The sequence below is a fragment of the Flectobacillus sp. BAB-3569 genome, assembly GCF_002270355.1.
Classification (GTDB): domain Bacteria; phylum Bacteroidota; class Bacteroidia; order Cytophagales; family Spirosomataceae; genus Flectobacillus; species Flectobacillus roseus.
Genome location: NZ_NJFZ01000015.1, coordinates 127,898 through 150,478, shown reverse-complemented (window position 1 = coordinate 150,478; position 22,581 = coordinate 127,898). Strand labels below are relative to the sequence as shown.

Here is a 22,581-nt window from a genome sequence, read left to right as displayed (position 1 = left end):
GAGAAATAAAACTAAATCTCGATATGAAAGCTATCTCTACTGAAATCAAATGGGGTATTTATTTTTCGTTAATGACTCTGTTATGGATGACGCTCGAAAAAGTTGCGGGCTTGCACGATGTATATATCGACAAGCATCCGATTTATACCAACTTCATCGCTATTCCTGCCATAACGCTTTACGTATTTGCCCTAAGAGAAAAACGTTTCAAAGACTTAGGAGGTAATATGACCTACAAACAAGCTTTGATGAGTGGATTTTATATTACATTGGTGGTTACGATTTTGGCACCACTAACACAGTGGATTACGACGCACATCATCACACCAGAGTTTTTTCCAAATGTCATTCGATATGTCATTTCTCACAATATGATGACAAAGGAAGAAGCTTTGAATCAATTCAATGAGAAAAACTATATGATTCAGAGTGTCGTTGGTGCCCCGATTATGGGTATGATGACTACGGCTATTGTAGGCTTTTTTGTGAAAGGGACAAAGCAAGAAAGGGTTTAAACAATAATGTCAAAGCTTTGGGCTTTGACATTATTCAAAACTCTCTAAAAAGTAATTCCGTTACTCGAACTTACAATCTATCTTTAAAGCTTTCGTAACCAAAAGATTTAACTAATTCAAAAGTATCGTTTTCTCTCCAAATACCAATTGAAGGAAGGTTAACGCCATTGAAAGTCGTTGTCTTTACCATCGTGTAATGAATCATGTCGTCAAATACGATAGAATCTCCAATTTTCAATTCTTGGTCGAAAGAGTAATCTCCATAAAAGTCACCTGCCAAACATGTCATACCGCCAAAACGATACGTTGGTTTGCCTTCCACAGGTTCGTGGTGAGCGCCCAAAATTCTTGGTTTATAAGGCATTTCTAGGGTATCTGGCATGTGTGCTGCAAAACTCACATCCAAAATGGCTGCATTAATTCCTTGTGAATCAATAATATCCATCACCGTTGAGGTCAAATAACCTGTTCTCCAACCTACTGCTGAGCCTGGTTCTAGAATTATTTTAAGATGAGGGAAACGAGCTTTCAGATTTTTCAATACAGAAATCAAATGCTCAGGCTCATAATCAGCACGAGTAATTAAGTGTCCTCCTCCCAAGTTCAACCATTTAGCTTGTTCCAATAAATCGCCAAAACGTTCTACAATAGCGTTCAAAGTACGCTCTAATGTATATGAATCATTTTCGCAGAGGGTGTGTGAGTGCAAACCTTCAATACCTTCTGGCAAAGTATCTCCTAATTGATTACGAGTAATTCCCAATCGCGAACCAGCAATACATGGATTATACATATCTGTCTCAACCTCAGAGTATTGTGGATTAATACGCAAACCACAGCTAATACCATTAGCACGTGCTCTATCCCCAAATGTATTATATTGATTCAACGAGTTGAAAGTGATATGGCTCGAATAAGACATCAATTCGTCAAATTCACGTTCCAAATAAGCGGGGGCATATACGTGAGCCTTAGCTTTCATTTCCTCAAAACAAAGACGGGCTTCGTTGAGTGAACTTGCCGTAGCACCAGCCAAATACTGACGTACCATTGGAAAAGTGCTGTACATTGAAAAGCCTTTAAGCGCACAAATAATCTCGATTCCTGCTTGCTCCTGTACATATTTGAGAAGTGTAAGGTTCTTTCTCAAAAGTTGGTCTTCGATTACATAACAAGGCGAAGGAATTTGTGAAAAATCAATCATCTGATAAGATATTCTTGGTTGAAATGGTTTGTTGTTGAACTGAACTATTGGTTTCAATTGATAAACCTATTTTAACTAAATTAGTTCAGTACCCAATTGCTAATAAGGTGCAAAATTACCAAGAAACTATGAACCTTAGATTAAGAATTTGAAAAATGATGAAAATCAAAACAAAAGGGCGAAGATTTCGCCCTGAGTAACTAACAATATGTTAAACAAAATCTTCTCGAAACGGTGCAAATACATCCACTAACACTCCTACTTCCAAAGCCACTGCTCCGTGTACAATATGTGGAGGAATGTAATAAGTATCGCCTTGTTTAAGCACTTCGGTTTTACCTTCAATGGTTATCTCAAAAGCTCCACTTTCGACATAGCTAATTTGCGTATGATAATGGCTATGCAACGAACCTACAGCACCTTTTTCGAAGGCTACTTTTACCATCATGACGTTATTGTCATAACTCATAATTTTACGACGTAACCCCTCGCCTACTGTTTCCCAGGCAAGGTCTTCGTCATGAACAAATCTTTTTCCAAATTGTGACATAGCTGATTTAATTGTGAATTGTGAGTTATGAATTTTAATTGGGCTGTAGGCATTAAGCTATAGGCCGTAGGAAAAAGAAAAAGCCAATTTGCCTACGGCTAACAGCTTACAGCCATCTTTTTACTTTGTCTTTTTACAAAATTAGCCAGCAACACATACAAGCATCACTGGCTAATCCATTCACGTTTTTAACAAGATTTTATTAAGTTAATGGGCAAAGTAAAATTTAATTTTTGAGCTTTCGGCTTTCAGCTTTGAGCATTCGGCAAAATATATCTATCGTTAATAAAAAAACATTTTAACACTCTTTGCCTAGTGCCTGTCGCCTAATGCCTATAGCCTGACATCTTAAATCAAACTTTGTCCACTTATTTTTTACAATTCTACTTTCTCCATTTTCGGAGCAAACAAGTGCATTAAGCCCCACGCTAATAAGTAGGCAAAACCGCACACAATAAAGATGATATTATAACCTGCTGTGATATTTCCAGCTTCTTTGTATGAATCCAAAATAGTACCTACCATTAATGGAAAAAGGATACCACCAACAGACCCAGCCATACCACCGATACCTACAACAGAAGAAACTGCCTTTTTAGGAAACATATCCGAAGCAGTCGTAAAGATGTTAGCACTCCACGCTTGGTGAGCCGCCGCCGCAATACTAATCAATACTACCGCTTGCCAAATATTTGAGCAATACTGAGCAGCCATAATTGGCACAACAGCCAAGGCAAAACTCAACATCGCTACTTTACGAGCTTTAAAAACTGGCCACCCTTTGTTGATCAAGAAACCAGATACATATCCCCCACCGATACTACCAATAGTTGTAGCAGTATAAACAATAATAAGTTCTAAAGATGGTTTTTTCAAGTCTAATTGGAAAGTTTCAGCAAAATATGAAGGCAACCAATACAAGAAGAACCACCAAATTGGGTCGGTTAACATTTTTCCAAAAACAAAAGCCCAAGTTTGACGAATACCAAACAATTGCGCCCATTTGACAGGCTTCTCATCAGATGTTTCCACTTCATCCTCATCGCTTTGGATATAGGCTAATTCTTCAGGCGTAACAGATTTATGCGTTGTTGGCTTGTCGTAGCTCATTACCCAGAAAATTACCCAGATAAAACCTACACCACCCGTTACTATAAAAGCCACTTGCCATCCCCACACTGCCAAAATCCAAGGCACCATCAATGGTGCTACCACAGCTCCGATATTAGCACCAGAGTTAAAAATACCCGTTGCTAATGCACGTTCTTTTTTAGGAAACCATTCAGCCACACTCTTGATAGCAGCAGGGAAGTTTCCTCCCTCGCCCAAGCCCAATAAAGCTCTGAATGCACCAAAACCAAAGGTACTAGTAGCAGCAGCAGTTAAAACACCTGCAGCACTCCACCAAATTACAGCTACCAAATAGCCTAATTTCGTACCAATTTTATCAATAATGCTACCCGATAACACCAAACCAATCGCATAAGCCGCTTGAAATGCCATTACTAGGTTACTATAATCTTTTTCATTCCAGTCAAACTCCTTTTCCAAAGTTGGCTTCAATAAAGCAATCACTTGACGGTCAAGATAACTGATGGTTGTTGCAAAAAACAAAAGGGCTACAATGACCCAACGATAACTTCCTACCTTTTTTCCATAGTTTTTATTTAGATAAGCTTGCCACCGTTTCCATCAAGCTAGCTACGGTTTGCTGAATTTGATTAAAATCTTTATTTGCTAAAACGGTACTTGGAAACAATTGTGAACCCATTCCAACAGCAGTTACACCTGCTTTAAACCATGTTGTAAGACTTTCAGTTGTAGGTTCTACTCCACCAGTTACCATTACTTTCACCTTCGGCATTGGACCTTTCATAGATTTTACAAAACCTGGACCAACAACATTACCCGGGAAGATTTTAACCACAGTAGCACCCAATTCTGTTGCTTGATAAATTTCGTTCAAGGTACATGCACCAGGGTACCAAGCAATATTTTTTTCTTGGCACAATGCACCAACTTCAGCAGTAGTGACAGGTTGTACCACAAAATCTGCCCCTAATTCGATAAACTTTGCAGCTTGTTCTGCTTTGAAAATAGTACCGATACCAATTGCCATATCTGGGCAATTTTCACGAATAAAAGGCACTAAAGCCGTAAAAGTTGCCAAGGCACTTTCACCACGATTAGTAAATTCAAATGCACGCATTCCACCATCGTAACAAGCTTTAATGATACCTTGTGTTAATGCTAAATCTTCATGATAAAAAACGGGAACAACGGGATAATTTGCGATGAGTTGATCAACCGTTGCACTTTTAAAAAGGGCCATTTTATATTTCTTAATTAAAATTGAGAGGAACAATAAAAGATAATAGAAATCACCGAGATCATTTTCTCAGTGATTTCTATGGTTATAAAAACTTAGCCAGTAGATTTTCTACTTGTTCTACGCTTTGTTTGGTAGCATCGCCATATTCATTCAGCTTGCCGAATGCCGCTGCGGCTGCATAATTAATTACTTCTTGAGGAGATTTTTCATTATATAAACCATAAATCAAACCTCCCATAAAACAGTCACCACTGCCTACCTTATCTACAACTTCATCAATTGTGAAAGTCGGAGAAACGTATTGTTGACCATTGGTAAAAAGTGTGGTATAATACAAAATGCCTTTCGGAGGAGCATCAAAACGGAACGTATGCGCTACCACAGAACATTGAGGGTATTGTTGTTGAATAGCTTCTGCCGTACGAATGCTATGCGCTAAATACTCTTCTTGTGTTGAATCGGGGCTGATACTTGCATCTACAGGAATACCCAAGAGCCAATCAGCCGCCCAAATATTACCCATGATAACGTCACAGTATTGTGCTAAGCGTGGCATGATTTCGACAGGTTGTTTGCCGTATTTCCAAAGCTTTGCACGATAGTTGAGGTCAACGGATACGGTAATACCCTTGCTTTTAGCAATTTTCAAAACCTCCTCACAGGCATCCACTACGTCTTCGTTCAAAGCTGGGCTGATCGCACTGAAATGAAACCAAGAGACATTTTCGAGAATGCTATCCCAATCTACTTTACCGGGCGCTAAAGTCCAGAAAGCAGAATGAGCACGGTCATAAATTACGCCTGCATTTTTGAGGTCAGCACCTTGCGGAAGGTAATAAGTACCTATTCTGTCACCGAAGCAAGGCATTTTATCAGCAGAAATACCTTTTTCTTCGATATACTGCTTCAATTCAACCGAAAGCTGGTTGTCGGGCAATACACTTGTATATTGCACAGGCACATTCCAATTAGCTAAAGCTGTGGCTACGTTCAATTCGGCACCACCAACAAACACGGGCATTGTGGCATTTTTAATCCATTCACCACCCAACTGAGGAGAAAAACGTAAAAGAATCTCTCCAAAACAACACACTATTTTTTGCATATATCTATTTTAAAAAGCGGCTAGATACCTCTGAGATACCTAGCCGAGTCAATTAAAATCCGAAGTATTCTTTGGCGTTGTTGTAACAAATATCTTGAACCATCTTTCCAATCCAAGGAATATCGTTAGGTAGTTCGCCATTTTCAACGTCGTTACCTAATATATTACATAAAATTCGTCTAAAATACTCATGACGAGGGAAAGAAAGAAAACTACGAGAGTCTGTCAACATACCTACAAAACGGCTCAACAAGCCCAAATTTGAAAGCGCATTGATTTGTTTTTCCATACCATCTTTCTGGTCGAGGAACCACCAACCAGAACCAAATTGGATTTTCCCAGCTACAGAACCATCATTGAAGTTACCAATCATAGTAGCCATCAATTCGTTATCACGAGGGTTCAAGTTGTAAAGGATAGTTTTAGCCAATTGGTTGTTCTCGTCTAATTTACCTAAAAATTTCGAAAGGGCTTTACCTTGGTCAAAATCACCAATTGAATCCCAACCAGTATCAGGACCTAATTCACGCATAGCACGAAGGTTATTGTTACGCAATGCACCTAAGTGAAATTGCTGAGTCCAACCTTTTTCCCAATCCCAAATGGCGAAATGAATCAACATCGCAGATTTGAACTTCAATTGTTCTTCTAAAGTCAACTCACTTCCTCCTTTGATTTTCAAGAAGATAGCAGCAATTTCATCTTCTGTATAATCTTCCGCATAAATCTGCTCAAGACCGTGGTCAGAGAGTTTGCCACCCATTTCAGCAAAGAAATCATGGCGCTCTTTCAAAGCACCTAGATATTCTTCCAAAGTGGAAAGACTACGACCTACAACTGTTTCTAATTTTGCCACATAAGCCACAAAATTTGCCACATTCTCAACCGCCATTGCTTTATCTGGACGGAAAGTAGGCAATACTTTTACCTCAACACCATCAGCTTTGATTTTTTGGTGATATTCCAAAGAATCAATCGGGTCATCGGTTGTACATACCACTTTTACATTCATTTTATTCAACAAACCTCTCACCGAATATTCTGGTGTTTGAAGAAGGGCAGTACATTTTTCGTAAATATCCTTGGCAGTCGATGGATTCAAAATTTCATTTACCCCAAAATAACGCTGTAATTCGAGGTGAGTCCAGTGGTACAAAGGGTTACGCATGGTATAAGGAACCGTTGCTGCCCACTGCTCATATTTCTCATAATCCGACTTGTCTCCAGTACAATAGGCTTCGTTGATTCCATTTGTACGCATAGCACGCCATTTGTAGTGATCACCATACAACCAAATTTGGGCAAGGTTCTCAAATGACTTATCCTCCGCTATCTGGTCTGGTGGAAGATGGCAGTGGTAGTCAATAATTGGCATTTGCTTCGCATACTCATGATACAAAGTACGAGCTGTTTCAGTCTGTAATAGAAAATTGTCGTCTAAGAAGTTTTTCATCTTTTGAAATTGATAGTAGTTCAAAAAAATGCTTAAAGTTTAGTAACCCAAGCAAGAGACTGTATTTGGAAAATATTTTGGCTGTCGGCTGTGAGCTGACGGCTTTCGGCTTTGAGCTTTCAGCAGAAGTTTTGTGGGCTCAATCATCTAAATCTCCTCACTCAAAACTCCATACTCAGCACTCAGAAGCCGTTGTTGGAGTTTTCTCCAACAACCTCGCGTAAGCAACAAACCATACTCTTTAGTTAGCGCTCAACTCGTTGGAGAAAACTCCAACGGGGGCAAGTGTGTCGGCTGTGAGCTATCGGCTTTTGGCAATGGTTTTAGAAATCCCAAAACTCCGCACTCAAAACTCCATACTCAACACTTACAAAGAGACTCCACGTTTCCATGGAATAAAGTCATCGTGTCCAAGAGCAACAGCCTTTGGCGTGTACTCACCTGAGGCAGTTTTAATACAATATTCCAACAACTCCTCGCCCATTTCGGCAATGGTCTTTTCTCCTGTAATAACCGTTCCTGCGTTGATATCAATAATATCAGACATTCTTTCTGCTAAAGCAGAGTTAGAAGAAATTTTTAAAACAGGACAAATAGGATTACCCATTGGATTACCTAAGCCCGTTGTAAACATGATTACATTGGCACCCGAACCAGCCAAACCTGTCGTACATTCGGCATCGTTACCCGGAGTACAAAGCAAATTTAAGCCTGACTTAGTCGCTTGTTCAGTATAATCCAATACGTCAAAAATAGGAGAACTTCCCCCTTTTTTAGCGGCACCTGCCGATTTCATCGCATCAGTAATTAAGCCATCTTTGATATTTCCTGGAGAAGGGTTCATATCAAATCCAGAACCAACCGCCTCCGCACTGCGTGCATAAGCTGCCTGAATAGTGGTAAACTTATCTGCTAAATCATCACTCACGCAACGATTGATAAGTTCTTGCTCTACTCCACATAATTCTGGAAATTCAGCTAGCATAACCTTGCCTCCTAAAGCAGAAAGCAAATCTGCACAATATCCTACTGATGGATTCGCAGAAATTCCTGAAAAACCATCCGAACCGCCACACTCTACCCCTAAAGTAATATGTGAGAGTGGTGCAGGTTCACGTTTCGCTTGGTTAGCAATCGTAAGACCAATAAAGGTTTGTTTGATAGCCTGACGCAACATTTGCTCTTCGTTTCCGATAGCTTGTTGGTCAAAAATATAAAGAGGCTTTGAGAATTGAGGGTCTACTTTAGCAATGGCATCTTGCAATAATTTTACCTGAGCATTTTGACAGCCTAAACTCAAAACCGTTGCTCCTGCAACATTGGGATGTGTAATATATCCTGCCAACAATTGACATAATACTTGAGCATCTTCGCGAGTACCACCACAACCACCAGTATGTGTCAAGAATTTGATACCGTCTACTTGTGGAAATAATTTACCACGCCCATCTTCAGTTTGTTCGGTTTCTTCATAAACTAATGCCGAAACATCTACTCCGTTTTTGTAAGCATTAATCAAGCTTTGCGTATATCCTTGGAATTGTGATGCCTTAGCATAGCCCAATTCGTTCAAAAGAGCATTTTTAATCACCTCAACATTTTGGTTTTCGCAAAAAACCATTGGTACTACCAACCAATAATTAGCAGAACCCACACGACCATCTGCACGATGAAAACCATTGAAAGTACGTCCTTCAAACTTTGAAATATCTGGTTTTTGCCACTCCAAGTTAGGCACACGCTCGCCATATGATTCGGCTACGTGTTTTACATTGAAAGTAGTAATATGTTCTCCTTGTTGAATAGGCTGAGCTGCTTTTCCAATGGTAAGACCATACATTTTCAACAAATCGCCCGTGGCGAAGTCAAATTCTGCAAATTTATGTTTAACAGGAACATCTGTTTTTAATTCGATTCCTTCTAGCACCTCCCCTTTTTTGAGGTCTGTCAAAGCTACATAGACATTGTCGCTAGGATTGATTTTGATAGCTTTTGCTTTCATTTTTTGAGAATGTTTACTGGTTACAGAAGAAGGACAATGAGGAATTACGAGTTACGAATTGTGAATGTGAAATATTAACTAACAACACTTTACCTTAACTCTTTGCCTTGTGCCTATTGCCAGTGCCTGACAACTTTAATCTAATTTTACCCATCAACTTAAGTAATCGTGCAGAATTAGATTTAAGTTATGTGTTTAGGCACTAGGCAACAGGCACAAGGCAAAGAGTGTTAAAATGTCTTTTAGTCACGATAGATATGTTTTTGCCGAATGCACAAAGCTGAAAGCCAAAGGCTCAAAAATTAAATTTTATTTTGCCCACCAACTTAACTTACCAAGGTATCTTCACCTTTACGTACAAATATTTTTAGGGTACTCAATACACCTTCGTTAGTCATTCTGCATAAGTACTCTGTGACCATAGCAGAGAATCCTTTGAGTGCCGCAAGGTCTGTTCCCCACAAAAATTTATCAGAAAGTACAGATTCCACTAATTCTTCCGGAGATAGTGTAGCCCATTTTTCAGCAAAATAAGCCACTTTGTCGTCCTGAATAAGGTATTTCTCTCCGTTGCTTGTACCATAATATTTTCCATCTTCAGCAAGTTCTGCTTTCATAAAAAGCAAATAAGCTGCAAATCCTACCGAAAAATACTCGGGAACACATGGAAAATTTTGATAATACTGTAACAAAGTTGCCAAATTACGCATCTTCATTTTAGAAGTATACTGCATTGTAATGCTCAACCAGTTGTGTTGGATACTATCGTTACGGAAACGGTCTAATACTTGACGACCAAAACGTTCTGCAGTCAAAATTGACACTTTGTATGGAATTGATGGAGCTAACTCAGCCAACATCAAGTTACTTACGAAAGTGCTTAAATATTCGTCCTCCATTCCTTCAGATACTGTTTTGAAACCAGCCAAATATGCTAGTCCACAGCTAAGTGTATGAGTCCCGTTCAATAATCTCAGTTTCAACTCACGGTACAAATCAATGTTGGGTTCAACAATCACACCTTCGTCTACTTGTCCAAACGAAAGAACTTCTTTCACATGCTCATCACCCTCAATAGCCCAAAGTCGGTAAACCTCAGAAACAATCAATAATTGGTCTGTATAACCCAATTGAGCTTCAATCGCCTCTTTCACCTCTGGTTTGGGTTTTCCTGGAACAATACGGTCTACCAACGAATTACAGAAAGTGGTAGATACTTCTAACCAATCCAAAAAGTCGGTTTCCAAAGAGTTCAAATGTGCCAATTCCAACACAATTGATTCCAATTTTTTACCATTGTCAGGAATCAACTCCGTAGGTACAATCACCAAACCTTTTGATTTGTCGCCATTAAACGCCTTATATCTTTCATACAAAAACGCTAGTAACTTTCCTGGGAACGATACAGGAGGTTGGTTGTTACTAATATCATCTTGTACTAATTGAATTCCTACTTCAGTAGTATTTGAAATGACAATTTGCATTTCAGGATTATGCGCACATTCCAACACCTTTTTCCAATCTGATTGTGCTGAAATCACACGGCTAATAGCCGAACTCAAGGTGTATGACTCAATTTGTTCTCCTGCCTGTACCCCGCGCTCACAAATCGTGTATAAGCTATCTTGTTGGTCAAACTCATCGGATGCCCCTGATGTAGATTTTACCACCACAATGCGGCCGTTAAAAACGCCTTGCTTGTTGGCTTTGTCAATAAAATAATCTGGTAAACCACGGAGTAATACTCCTGTACCAAATTGCAATACCTTTTCTGGAAGATTGAGGTCGTTAAGGTTTGGTAAATTCACCGCACATTGAGGCACAATTGAATCCAATTGTGAAAATGAAATATCTTTCATAGCAGTCGTTTTATTCAAAAGGCATTATGCCTAAAAATGATATTATTCCAAGGATACGTTTAAAACTATATAGTTTTGTAAAATAAGTTTATGTCAAATGTTTAGCTCGTGCAAGTGAATAGGAGAATGTTTTTACGCAATCGTTTTCGGCATCGTTCCCGAAAATCATTCCCTCAATCAATTTTCCACAACTCTGCGGTATATCACTTAATCGTCCAGAAAGTAGGATTTGTATTTTTTTAAGAATAGAAACTATTGGAGTTTTTTTGAGTGAGGAGTGATGAGTTCTGAGTGAGGAGTTTTGAGTAGTAATGTTAAGTAATTATCAATATTCATATTCACAACTCAGCACTGGAACAATGCGAAGGACTCAAAAACTGTCTATTTCGGATATCGGTTGTAAGATTTTGGAAGTGTAATTACCTTTTTTGTAAAAAAATAAAGGTATTTTAATTTATTTCCGAAATCAGAAATCCCAAATCCGCAATTGTTGGAAATCCTCCTTACAATACTAACTCACAATTCATAATTCACAACTCTGCACTCAAAAAAAAGGCGGTAGTAAGATATTCTCACCACCGCCCTCGACTTACTTTTTAATGGTGGCTTGTTTTAGAAGCCATTCTGTTAGGTATTTAGCAGCTTTAAAGTTTTCGTATTGCAAAGGAAGGCGTTTGCCATTGAGGTATTCGTTATAAATCCAAGGATCACCAAGGACAAATACTGTACCTTTACCAACTTTGGCTGTTGCCATAATCACATCGCCACCTTCTTCCAAGATCGGTTTTGCTGGTGCTTTTGTTTCTAGGGTTACCAATTCTTTTACATAAATTTTCTTCACATCCTTGAAAATTGGATGATTATTGAATTCAAATTTACCTTGCTCAAATTGGTCATTCTTCACCATATTGCGGTTTTTGTTGGTAAAGCTAATACCGAACGCCTTCGTCAATTGATTGAAATGCTTAATTTCTGCGTTAGAGGTATCATTGGCCAACAAAACCAATACACCACCTGCTTTTACCCAGTCAGCAATTACTTTTACGTCCTTCTCTTGAACATAGTTTGGTGCTGGAGTTTCTTTTGGTGTATCTGGGTCAACAATGATAAATACGCTGGCATTCTTCAAATTTTGAGCACTTGGAGCTTCTTCTAAAGTACCTAGTTTGGCGCCATATTCATTAAAGATTTTGCCCCAAAGCGAGTATCCAGAATCCTTACGGTCGTACCAAGTATAGTGATATGTTTCTTTTTCTCCTGTAAATCCTTTACGATATTCACGGTTAAAGAAGTTGTCTAACATAACGGTTTTGCCTTTGCCAATCGACAAAGTAGGGAATGTCTCCATCTCCACACTTGCCATGATGAATGGACCTACGCCTTTTAAATCGTCTTGACGGATTTTTCACTTAAATAATATTCGTAGCTACCGTCACGATAAGGAGTACCACCCAACCCAGAAACCTGCACGGTTTTTTCTAGGTGAATCAAACCATTAGCATCTGTAGAAATAAAGTTTTTCAAAATACCCTGATAGCCCTTTTGTGCCGCTACCATGTAGGCAGGACTCAAATAGCCCAAACGAACACCTTTCACGATCGAATACACAAACATAGAGGAACCAGAGGCTTCCAAATAATTACCTTTACCACCAATTTTATCAGTTACTTGATACCAACAACCTTCTTTAGGATCTTGGAACTTGATAACGGCTGGAATGATACGTTGTAAGATAGCCACTAATTCCCCGCGACGTGGATGATTGGCAGGAATATAATCCAAAACATCTACCAAAGCCATTGTGTACCAGCCCATTGCACGACTCCAGAAGTTAGGAGATTTACCTGTTTTAGGATCTGACCACTTCTGCTCACGGCTTTCGTCCCATCCATGATACAGTAAACCTGTTTTATCGTCACGACTATTTTTTCCATCCAAACAAACTGATTAATAATATCATCAAAGTTTTTTGAAGGTCCAAACATCGCTGTATATTCTGCATAAAATGGTTCTGCCATGTATAAACCATCTAACCACATTTGGTTTGGATAGCGTTTTTTGTGCCAAAAACCACCCTCTTTAGTGCGAGGTTGTTCGTGCAACTGCTTCATTAAATTATCAGCAGCCAAACGATATTTTTCTTTACTCGTTTCATGATACAAAGTCAACAATAAACGACCAGGCGTAATCATATCAATATTGTAATCATCGAGTTTGTATGTTCGGATGTTCCCTTTGTCGTCGACAAACTGGTCAACCACCTGTTTGATGTAACGGAAATATTTTGCGTCGCCCGTATGATACCAAACGTTTTCGAGTGACTTCATCATCAAGCCCATTTCGTATTCCCAATGAGCATTTTTCTTTTCAGCACTATAAGTAATGGTATCCTTGTGAACGGTTAACATGGTATTTGCCATTCGTTCTGACCAAGGCAACGACTGCTGTACTTGAGCAAAAGCCGAATTCGCCATCAATGCGCAAACTGTCAATATTTTTGCAGTTGTTTTGAACATAGGTTTTGTTTTTTGAATGTTTTAGAATGTTTTGAGAGATACGTTCTTTCAAAGCGTTGAGACTTGAGTTTCCATAAAGAGGATCTTTTCAATTCAGGATACTCTTTATGAGATTATGTCACGAAGTTACTTACTTCTTCAAAAGAACACTTGAAGGCACTTTTTCTCCAAGTTCAACGTCTTTTTTAGCTTGCTTGGTATCTGTATTAACCAAACGAACACTTTTGTTACGTTCTCCTGTTATTTTCAATAATAAGTCAGTCGAGGCACCTTTATACTGAATATTGTCCAAGGTAATTTGCTGTCCATTCTGAATTTGAATAGTTGTAGCATCCTTTGAAAGAATACTCACATTTTTCAAATTGATATTCTCAGCCTCTGTACAAATCATACCTTTATCAGATTCCAAAATAGCATCTTCTAACCACACATTCTTGATAGGCATTTCGGGCAAACCTCTAATAAACAAGGCTTTTTCAGCACCACGACAAACGATATTTTTCATGTAGAAATCCTTGAAAAGTGGTGTTCCTGCTCCAACTGGCTCAAATTTTATTTCAGGAATATCTGTCTTCTCACCATATACAGGCACTGGATCCTTAGCAGCATAATACATATCAAATAAAATTGCTTCGCCAGGGATATTGGTCATTCCAATGTCGCTTATATAAATATTTTCCACTACTCCTCCACGACCACGTGCCGACTTAAAGCGCAAACCAATATCTGTTCCCATAAATGTACAGTTATTCACAAACATATTTTTGACACCGCCAGACATCTCGCTTCCAATCACAAAACCGCCATGAGCATGGTACACAAAACAATTATTAATCAATACATTTTCGGTAGGAACACCACGTTTACGACCTTCCTCATCACGCCCAGATTTGATACAGATACCATCGTCGCCTACGTCAAAAGTACAATCTTCAATCAAAGCGTTTTTGCATGACTCCAAATCTATCCCGTCGCCATTTTGGGCATACCAAGGGTTTTTAGCTTTCACACCCTTCAAAGTAATATTGTCACACAACAATGGGTGCAAACACCAAGCAGGTGAATTTTGGAAAGTAATCCCTTCGAGCAACACGTTCGAACAACGCGTAAGAGACAACATGTTTGGACGAAGGAAATCTTTGATATATTCAAAATCTTTTACCTCTTTTCCATCTTTCAATACACCTGGCAATTGTACTGTCGATCCCAAATATGATTTTTGAGTTGGATACCAGTTGTTTTTGTCTGGACTCAACAAACCACCTGATGCAATGAGTTTTTCCCAAGCGCCTTGGGTCATTTTGGAGCGTTTTACTGGACGCCACGCATCGCCTGCTCCATCCAAAACACCAAAACCTGTAATCGCTACGTTTTCCAAGTCAATACCATACACAGGTGCTTGGCAACGAGCAGCAGTCAAGCCTTCGTAAGTAGTACGAATCAAATCAAAGTCTTCAAAACGATTGCTAAATTGAATCAATGCACCATTACGCAAATGTAAATTAACATTACTTTTCATCACAATTGAGCCTGTCAACCAAACGCCTGATGGTACAATTACGGTACCTCCACCAGCTTCGCTACAAGTAACAATCGCCTTGTTGATAGCTTTCGTATTTAGCGTTTGTCCATCTGCAATGGCACCAAAGTTTATGATATTAAAAGTATCTTTCTTGAAAACTGGCGTTGATACCTTTGGCAATTCGTAAATAAATTTGGTTGGATAAACCGACTTTTTGAAAGACGATTTCAGTGGTAAACCTAAAGATGCAATATCTTCGCAAACCAAGCTAGCCATTACTTCAGCTCCGTATCTTGAGAAATGTGTATCGTCAGCAGCGCCATCTTTGTAGCGAGCATATACATTTTTAGGATAATGTAAGAAAAGTTTCTTTGAACCTGCTACACCATGTTGCTCTATTACCTTTTGTGATTTTTGGTGTAAATCAATCATGGGTACTTTCAACTCTTTTGCCAAAGCTTTTACTACATCTGGGTAGTCTTGATGTTGATCAACAAACTTACCTGCTTCATCAAATTTGCGACGCATCACAGGTGTAATCAACACAGGGTTGCCACCTTTAGCACGAGTTTCGTTGACAAAACGCGTCAAGTTTTGTTTGTAAAGCGTTTGTGAAGGAGCAGAACGAGTCGTATCGTTCACTTTTTGATCATTATGCCCAAACTGAATCAAAACCCAGTCACCTTTTTTTACCTTTTCTATTACCGTTTTCCAACGACCTTCGTTAATAAAGCTTTTAGTACTACGACCATTTACAGCATGATTTTCAACTTTGATTTCATCAGTAAAAAACTCTGGCAAAACCATCCCCCAACCAGTTTCGGGTGCGGCATTTGCAGCCTTATCAGCCATGGTTGAGTCTCCGCACAAAAAATAGTAGTACGAGTATCTTCGAGCTTGAAGCTAAATATGGTAAGAAGCGTGAAGGTAAATAAAAGGACTTTTTTCATTAGTTATTGTTTATTTGAATCTCCTAGTGGAGCTAACCCTAGTAGGGGTTCTTCTGGCAATTGAGTATGTTTAATAATTTTATTCAGTTCACATAAAAAACGAAATTTCCATTCGCCACTCCTTACTTTTCTTGTCTTGACACAAGAAAAGTAACAAAAGAAAGTCAAGAAATCCTAAACTCGCCTGCGGCTCAAACAACAGGATTTCAGTAAAAAACAAACTCTTTCATTTTTAATAACTTAGAAATTTTAAACATTCTCTAAGTAATGTATGTGATTCAAAATGCTTTTTCAGAAAATATTAATTCAAAATTTTAGTCAGAATTACTTAATTTCCCTTAGCTTCCTCCCTCCCAAAAGAAGGGAGAAGCAGGGTCGAGGTTTAGAGGGTTCAAACTATCTATCCAAAAACTAATTATACATACGATGGCTATTGAGTTGTTCCCTAAAGAACACTGTATCTCTGAATATTTCTTTTTGACTTTTTCAGGGAAATAGTAGTAACAATTCTACTATATAGTTGCTGTAAGACGGTGTCAAGTTAGAATTGTCCAAATCTAAGGGCAAATTTTTACAGGAAAATATTTACGCAATCGTTGTCGGTAACGTTGTCAATCTATCAGGATTTTTGATTTATTTAATAATATTTGGGATATTACCTTGAAAATCGTAGATTAGAATAGTTTTACAGAGAAGCAAGTTATCTTTGTGAAAAATTGTACAAAAACAAGATTAGCTTTGGAAACCGCAACTATAAAAGATATTGCAAAGGCACTTAATTTATCGACCTCCACTGTTTCAAGAGCGTTGAGGGGCAGTTATGAAATCAACCCCGAAACAAAAAGAATTGTATTGGAATGTGCCGAAAAACTGAACTATCGCCCCAACCCTATTGCCTTAAGTCTCAAAGAAAACCGTAGCCGTGCTATTGGTGTAGTAGTACCCGAAATCGACAATCCATTTTTTTCTCAAGCTATCAATGGCATTGAGGCTATCGCTTATAATCGTGGTTATCATGTTGTAATCTTTCAAAGTCATGAATCCTATGACCGTGAAGTAGTTAATATCCAACACCTTGCGTCACGTCGTGTAGATGGTGTATTGATTTCTCTTTCTGGACAAACAACCCATGTCGAGCACCTCAAAGAGTTACACACTAAAGGAATGCCTATCGTCTTTTTCGATAGATTTTCGGACGAAATTAATACTCATAAAGTTGTTGCTGACAATTACCAAGGTGCATTTGAAGGAACAGAGCATTTGATTAATTCTGGTAAAAAACACATTGCGCATCTAGCGGCATCTCCTACGCTTTCTATCACTCGTGAGCGTATTAGTGGCTACAAAGCAGCCTTAGAAAAGCACGGTATTCCTTACAACGAGGACTTTGTTAAATACTGTAATTTTAGCATTGAGGACATGGAAAATGTTATTGATGAACTTTTGTCACAACCAATTCTTCCTGAAGCCATTTTTACAGTAAGCGACCGATTAGCGATGGCATGCCTAAAGATTTTGAAAAAACGTAATATCCGCATTCCTGAAGACATGGCACTGATGGGCTTTAGCAATTTGAAAGTGGCAGAATTACTTTCCCCATCTTTTACATCGGTGATTCAACCAGCTTTGGAAATGGGACAAAGAGCAGCAGAGCTACTACTAGACTTAGTAGAAAAGAAAAGTAAATCACCTGCTTATCAAACCGTTACACTTCCTACAGAGTTGGTTATTCGCGATTCTACTAAAACAGCATCTAAGTAATAGCCCAATATTGACTTGAAAGGGACAAAAGCAAAACACCTCATCGGTAATGCTTTTGTCCCTTTTAATTTTGTTCATAACTTGGTATTTCTATTTATTTTTCCATTTGATAAAGTAGAAAAAAAGAATCCTCCTCTTTCTTCGTTGAGTAATAATTAGAAACGAGTATTTACCTTCATAGGCTGTCAAAGCCCATTTTATCTAAACATCATGAAAAAATTAAGCATCACACTTCTATTATTAGTTATGGCAACTTTGGGAAGCATCGCACAGTCAAAAGATGAAAAAGCAGTAGCTGAGTCTGTTGAGAAATTACGTTTAGCAATGATTGACCCAAGCAAAGAAACTCTCGAAAGTATTGCTACAGAGGATTTATCGTATGGACATTCGGGGGGTAAAATCGAAAACAAAGCGCAGTTCGTAGAAGCTTTGGTAAGTGGCAAATCAGATTTCAAATCGATTCAATTGACAGACCAAACGATTAGTATTCATGGCAAAACAGCTATCGTTCGTCATAGTTTAGCGGCTGAAACCCTAGATGGTGGTAAACCTGGAACAGTGAAATTATTTATATTGACGGTTTGGAGTAAGGAAAAAGGAGGTTGGAAATTACTTGCTCGACAAGCAGTAAAAAATTTGAATTAAAAAATACTCGTCCATAGAATATCAAGCCATGCCACCAAAAGCATGGCTTTTTTAGTTTTTAGTCAACACTTTTCCAAAAATCAAGTAACTTTGATAAACTCATAATTATCAATAGCATACCTAATGAAAACACTATTTATTGGTTTGCTGGCTATACTCTGTAGCTGGCTATCTTCGCTTTCCGTATATGCTCAATCCTGTGGATGTAATTTTACGATTACCAAGAGCGGGGCTTACAGTCCAAGTAATTTCAATGCTCAACCCGGGCAAACTATTTGCGTCCAAGCTGGCACTTATACAAACCTATCATTTAATAGCTTTCAAGGATCAGCTAGCCAACCCATCCTTATTAAAAATTGCGGTGGGCAAGTAGTCATTCAGAATACAACCAATGCCGTAGCTATCAACTTCTCAAAGAGTAAATTTATTAAGCTATCAGGAACTGGTGACGCCAGTGCTAACTATGGATTTAAAGTTGCAGGTACTGGAAATAATAGTAGAGGCGTCAGTATTGCAGATAAAAGTAGCAATATTGAAGTAGAAAAAGTTGAGATTCAAAATGTTCAAGGTGCGGGTATTGTTGCGCGTACTGAGCTAGCATGCGATAGCACCACATGGAGAGATTATTATACTATGAATGCTATCAAAATACATGATAATTATGTACATGATGTAGTTGGAGAAGGTATTGCAGTTGGTGAGCCTTCTTATGGCACGCCCAAAACGATAAATTGTAATGGCGTAAGTATCTCTAAGTTTACTCACCTCATTGTAGGTCTTGAAATCTACAATAACCTCTTTGAACGTACAGGTAGTAAAGGCATCCAATATGCCAACTCGCCCGACGCACAGGTACACCATAATATGATTAAAAATTGTGGAAAAGTGCCGGGCTCAACCACTCTCAACAATGCCGTAGCCATGAACGGTGGTGCTGGAGGTAATTTTTACAATAACACGATTTTGGACGCGGAAGGAGCTGCCATTGTAATGTTTGGTTTCTTAGGTAACCAAATGATTTATAACAACCTTATTGTCAGACCAAAAGGCAATGCTATTTTCTCAGACTCACGCCCCGGCTCAATACCTGACACGTATTTGCGAATTGCTCAAAATACGATTATTTCGCCTCAAACAGAGGCCTTGAAACTGTATAGCTCAATCCATAATTATGAGATTGTCAATAATATTATGTTAAACTCAGGAGTAGGAAAATTCATCTCTCCGCTTTCCTCCTCTGTAAGAATAAATGCTCGCAAAAATTACCTCAATGGTGTAGTGGATGCTTCATTTTATGAAAATACTGCTGCTGAAAATTACCGTCCACTCAGTCAAGCGCCAGTGATCAATAAAGGTGAAAACTTAAGCGCTTGGGGCATTACAACTGATATCACTGACCAGCCTCGACCGAATGGTGGGGACTTTGATATTGGCTGTTTTGAATCGGCATCGGCGGTGGCTACTTATGTACCAAGCTCATGCGATTATACCGTTATTCAAAGTGGTGACTATTCGGCATTAAATTTAAGTGCAGGGCCTGGCAATACCGTATGTATTCAGGCAGGAACATACACTGGTCTCAAATTTATTGGTTTAAATGGTAGTCCTAGCGAACCAATTATTTACAGAAACCTTGGCGGTCAGGTTATTTTTCAAAATACTACCAGAAATCAAAATGGATTAAATTTTGACAATTGTCGCTATTTTAAAGTAACTGGCACGGGCGACCCAAATGTTTATTATGGACTAAAAGTAGCCCAAACAGGCTCTGGAGGCATGGGTATCACAGTTGGTGGTAAAAGCAGTGATTGCGAAATTGAAAGAGTAGAAATTTCTAATACTGGTTTTGCGGGTATTATGGCCAAAACTGACCCAAGTTGCGATTCGACCACATGGCGGGGTAACTTCACCATGTATAATGTCAAAATTCATGATAATTATATCCATGATGTTCCGGGTGAAGGCTTGTATATTGGTAATTCGTTTGCTGCGGGTGGGATGACAATCAACTGTAATGGTGTAAGCAAAGTGGTTCCTCCCCACAATATATATGGACTTCAGGTGTACAACAATCAGTTAGAAAGAATTGGATGTGAAGGCATACAATTTGGTTGTTCTGTGGATGCTTTGGTGCATGACAATACTATGATAGACACAGGTATTAGTCCATTTGATGTTTATCAGGCTAATGGTATACAGATAGGCGGAGGTTCTGGTGGACTATGCTATAACAATAAAGTCGTGAATGCCAGAGGAACAGGTATTATTATGGTAGGATTTTTGGGTAACCAATCTGTATTCAATAATGTCATAGTCAATTCGGGTTACAATGGCATTTTTGCAGACTCTCGTTCTTGTTCTATCCCTAATACCTATTTAAGAATAGCCAATAATTCAATCATTGGTTCTACCAGCGATGCTATTAAATTATACAGTTTGATACATACCCACGAGGTAGTCAATAATTTGATTGCTAATCCAGCCACTGGAAAATATATCGTTAAATTGGGCAGCCCTGTGATTGTCAACGAGCGTAATAACTTCAAAACCTTGGATATAAGTCAAGCACAACTCAACAACCCAAGTAATGGTAACTACTATCCTATTGTTGGTTCACCGCTGGTCAATACAGGTGAAAACCTTCTAAATTGGGGTATCTCTTTTGACAGAGATAATAATGCAAGACCTTACGGCAGTACACATGATATTGGAGCATTTGAATTAATTCCTCCGGGAGGTTGATAATTTGGGTAAATAGACCCACTTTTCCTCATGTTGTGATTGGATTTGATGTCATAACATGAGGATTTTTTATGTAAAAAGAGATAAGTATCATCTCTTAAATATTGGGAAAATGATTTTTTTATTGATTTTTAACAAAAAAGTAACATTTAAGTATTTCTATATTACCTAACTCACGCATGCAAAGTATTGTTATCAAAGAAGTTATAAGTCCAAGCGAACTCAAGACATTCGTCTATCTTTCTGAAAAGCTACATGAGAATCGCCCCAATTGGGTTCCTCCTATCTATGCAGACGAATGGATTTTCTTTGATCACAAAAAAATCCTGCCTACGAAGTGGCTGATACCATTTTGTTTTTGGCTTATATCAATAATCAACCTGTCGGCAAAATCATGGGTATTATTCATCGCGAATACAACGAACTTCAACAGATTAAAGAGGCTCGTTTTTTTCATTTGGATAGTATTGAAAATATCGAAGTGATAAAACTGCTCATTGATGCTGTTCAAAGTTGGGCTAAAGCTCAGCAAATGGAAACCTTAGTAGGTCCTTTTGGCTTTTCAGAAAAAGACCCTCAGGGTTTTCAGATAGAAGGTTTTGAGTATTTACCCGTCATAGCCACCGCTACTAACCCACCTTATTTGCCTCAATTTTTGGAAAAATTGGGTTTCAATAAATTGACAGATTGTGTGGTTTATAAAATTGATATTCCTGCTGAAATACCTCTATTTTATCAGAGAATTTTCGATAGAGCACAACGTAACCCCAAAATAAAGCTCCTTAATTTTACTTCCAAAAAAGAACTAAAACCTTATGTAGTGCCAATATTTCGGTTGGTAAACGAAACCTATAAAGACTTGCTGGGCTTTGTGCCGCTTTCGGAAGCCGAAATGCAAAAAATTGCCAAATCGTATCTCCCAATCCTCGACCCTGATTTCGTTAAAATTATTGTTAACGAAAACAACGAGCCCATCGCCTTTGTCGTAGGCTTACCAGACATGAGTAAAGGTTTGAAAAAAGCTCGTGGCAGATTATTTCCTTTTGGATTTATTCACATTCTTTTGGATGCCCGTAAAAATAAGCAATTGGATTTGTTGTTAGGTGCTGTAAAACCGAACTACAGAGGTTTGGGACTAACCACACTTTTGGGTGTGAGTATGATAAAAGCTGCGCAAAAACGGAAGATGGAATTTATGGATACGCATTTGGTTTTGGAAACAAATCATACCATGCGCGGGGAGGCTGAAAAGTTAAATGGGGAGGTTTATAAAAAGTATAGAATTTTCCAAAAAGCCATTCTTTAGTAATTATGAGTGATGAATTGTGAGTGATGAATTGTGAATGTAAAATTTTAATTATCAAGTTTTTACATCTTCAATTGGTCAAATCTTATTTAGGAACAAGGCAACAGGCACAAGGCAAA

At 38.5% G+C, this 22,581-nt stretch carries 15 protein-coding genes and 1 pseudogene; 5 read left to right on the top strand and 11 right to left on the bottom strand.

Annotated features, from left to right (window positions below):
- Nucleotides 1-23: 23 nt before the first annotated feature.
- Nucleotides 24-515, top strand: coding sequence for a DUF4199 domain-containing protein (locus BWI92_RS14670; RefSeq protein WP_095164009.1), 492 nt, complete (start codon nt 24-26; stop codon nt 513-515).
- Between the two features lie 70 nt (nt 516-585).
- Here BWI92_RS14670 and nspC read toward each other — a convergent pair whose 3' ends face one another.
- The 11 genes and pseudogenes from nspC to BWI92_RS14620 all read right to left on the bottom strand — a co-directional run bounded on the left by nspC (nt 586) and on the right by BWI92_RS14620 (nt 15,910).
- Nucleotides 586-1,719, bottom strand: a complete 1,134-nt coding sequence (gene nspC / locus BWI92_RS14665; protein ID WP_095164008.1) for a carboxynorspermidine decarboxylase — start codon at nt 1,717-1,719, stop codon at nt 586-588.
- A gap of 211 nt (nt 1,720-1,930) precedes the next feature.
- A complete protein-coding gene (locus BWI92_RS14660) occupies nt 1,931-2,269 on the bottom strand; it encodes a cupin domain-containing protein (protein WP_095164007.1) in 339 nt (112 codons plus the stop codon).
- 375 nt (nt 2,270-2,644) lie between these two features.
- Nucleotides 2,645-3,883 (bottom strand): MFS transporter, encoded by a 1,239-nt coding sequence (locus BWI92_RS14655; protein ID WP_229363131.1) that lies wholly within the window; start codon nt 3,881-3,883, stop codon nt 2,645-2,647.
- A 49-nt stretch (nt 3,884-3,932) separates the two neighbouring features.
- Entirely contained in the window at nt 3,933-4,601 is a 669-nt protein-coding gene (locus BWI92_RS14650) for a bifunctional 4-hydroxy-2-oxoglutarate aldolase/2-dehydro-3-deoxy-phosphogluconate aldolase (protein ID WP_095164005.1), read from the bottom strand.
- Between the two features lie 82 nt (nt 4,602-4,683).
- Nucleotides 4,684-5,706: a sugar kinase gene (locus BWI92_RS14645; RefSeq protein ID WP_095164004.1), complete on the bottom strand. Its 1,023-nt coding sequence runs from the start codon at nt 5,704-5,706 to the stop codon at nt 4,684-4,686.
- Between the two features lie 52 nt (nt 5,707-5,758).
- On the bottom strand, nt 5,759-7,159 hold the full coding sequence (gene uxaC / locus BWI92_RS14640) for a glucuronate isomerase (protein WP_095164003.1): 1,401 nt from the start codon (nt 7,157-7,159) through the stop codon (nt 5,759-5,761).
- Between the two features lie 367 nt (nt 7,160-7,526).
- Nucleotides 7,527-9,161 carry a UxaA family hydrolase gene (locus tag BWI92_RS14635; RefSeq protein WP_095164002.1) on the bottom strand — a complete coding sequence of 545 codons (1,635 nt, stop codon included), beginning with the start codon at nt 9,159-9,161 and terminating at the stop codon, nt 7,527-7,529.
- 326 nt (nt 9,162-9,487) lie between these two features.
- Nucleotides 9,488-11,020: a tagaturonate reductase gene (locus BWI92_RS14630; protein ID WP_095164001.1), complete on the bottom strand. Its 1,533-nt coding sequence runs from the start codon at nt 11,018-11,020 to the stop codon at nt 9,488-9,490.
- 589 nt (nt 11,021-11,609) lie between these two features.
- A complete protein-coding gene (locus BWI92_RS28690) occupies nt 11,610-12,383 on the bottom strand; it encodes a hypothetical protein (RefSeq protein WP_310588907.1) in 774 nt (257 codons plus the stop codon).
- 20 nt (nt 12,384-12,403) lie between these two features.
- Nucleotides 12,404-13,428, bottom strand: a pseudogene (locus tag BWI92_RS28685) (glycoside hydrolase family 105 protein).
- A 238-nt stretch (nt 13,429-13,666) separates the two neighbouring features.
- Complete coding sequence (locus tag BWI92_RS14620; protein ID WP_095164000.1) at nt 13,667-15,910, bottom strand: glycosyl hydrolase family 28 protein; 2,244 nt, start codon at nt 15,908-15,910, stop codon at nt 13,667-13,669.
- Between the two features lie 836 nt (nt 15,911-16,746).
- On the opposite strand from BWI92_RS14620, the gene BWI92_RS14615 reads away from it, so the two are divergent.
- The 4 genes from BWI92_RS14615 (at nt 16,747) to BWI92_RS14600 (ending at nt 22,462) form a co-directional block, all read left to right on the top strand.
- A complete protein-coding gene (locus BWI92_RS14615; RefSeq protein WP_095163999.1) occupies nt 16,747-17,769 on the top strand; it encodes a LacI family DNA-binding transcriptional regulator in 1,023 nt (340 codons plus the stop codon).
- 210 nt (nt 17,770-17,979) lie between these two features.
- Nucleotides 17,980-18,414 carry a nuclear transport factor 2 family protein gene (locus BWI92_RS14610; RefSeq protein WP_095163998.1) on the top strand — a complete coding sequence of 145 codons (435 nt, stop codon included), beginning with the start codon at nt 17,980-17,982 and terminating at the stop codon, nt 18,412-18,414.
- Between the two features lie 123 nt (nt 18,415-18,537).
- Nucleotides 18,538-21,156, top strand: a complete 2,619-nt coding sequence (locus BWI92_RS14605) for a right-handed parallel beta-helix repeat-containing protein (protein ID WP_095163997.1) — start codon at nt 18,538-18,540, stop codon at nt 21,154-21,156.
- Nucleotides 21,157-21,493: 337 nt separating this feature from the next.
- Entirely contained in the window at nt 21,494-22,462 is a 969-nt protein-coding gene (locus BWI92_RS14600; RefSeq protein WP_095163996.1) for a hypothetical protein, read from the top strand.
- Nucleotides 22,463-22,581: the final 119 nt, after the last annotated feature.

Coding starts and splice junctions, on each gene's coding strand:
- BWI92_RS28690 (WP_310588907.1), bottom strand. CDS start 12,383: ATGGCAAGTGTGGAGATGGAGACATTCCCTACTTTGTCGATTGGCAAA.
- BWI92_RS14670 (WP_095164009.1), top strand. CDS start 24: ATGAAAGCTATCTCTACTGAAATCAAATGGGGTATTTATTTTTCGTTA.
- BWI92_RS14660 (WP_095164007.1), bottom strand. CDS start 2,269: ATGTCACAATTTGGAAAAAGATTTGTTCATGACGAAGACCTTGCCTGG.
- BWI92_RS14635 (WP_095164002.1), bottom strand. CDS start 9,161: ATGAAAGCAAAAGCTATCAAAATCAATCCTAGCGACAATGTCTATGTA.
- BWI92_RS14645 (WP_095164004.1), bottom strand. CDS start 5,706: ATGCAAAAAATAGTGTGTTGTTTTGGAGAGATTCTTTTACGTTTTTCT.
- BWI92_RS14610 (WP_095163998.1), top strand. CDS start 17,980: ATGAAAAAATTAAGCATCACACTTCTATTATTAGTTATGGCAACTTTG.
- BWI92_RS14620 (WP_095164000.1), bottom strand. CDS start 15,910: ATGGCTGATAAGGCTGCAAATGCCGCACCCGAAACTGGTTGGGGGATG.
- nspC (WP_095164008.1), bottom strand. CDS start 1,719: ATGATTGATTTTTCACAAATTCCTTCGCCTTGTTATGTAATCGAAGAC.
- BWI92_RS14630 (WP_095164001.1), bottom strand. CDS start 11,020: ATGAAAGATATTTCATTTTCACAATTGGATTCAATTGTGCCTCAATGT.
- BWI92_RS14650 (WP_095164005.1), bottom strand. CDS start 4,601: ATGGCCCTTTTTAAAAGTGCAACGGTTGATCAACTCATCGCAAATTAT.
- BWI92_RS14605 (WP_095163997.1), top strand. CDS start 18,538: ATGAAAACACTATTTATTGGTTTGCTGGCTATACTCTGTAGCTGGCTA.
- uxaC (WP_095164003.1), bottom strand. CDS start 7,159: ATGAAAAACTTCTTAGACGACAATTTTCTATTACAGACTGAAACAGCT.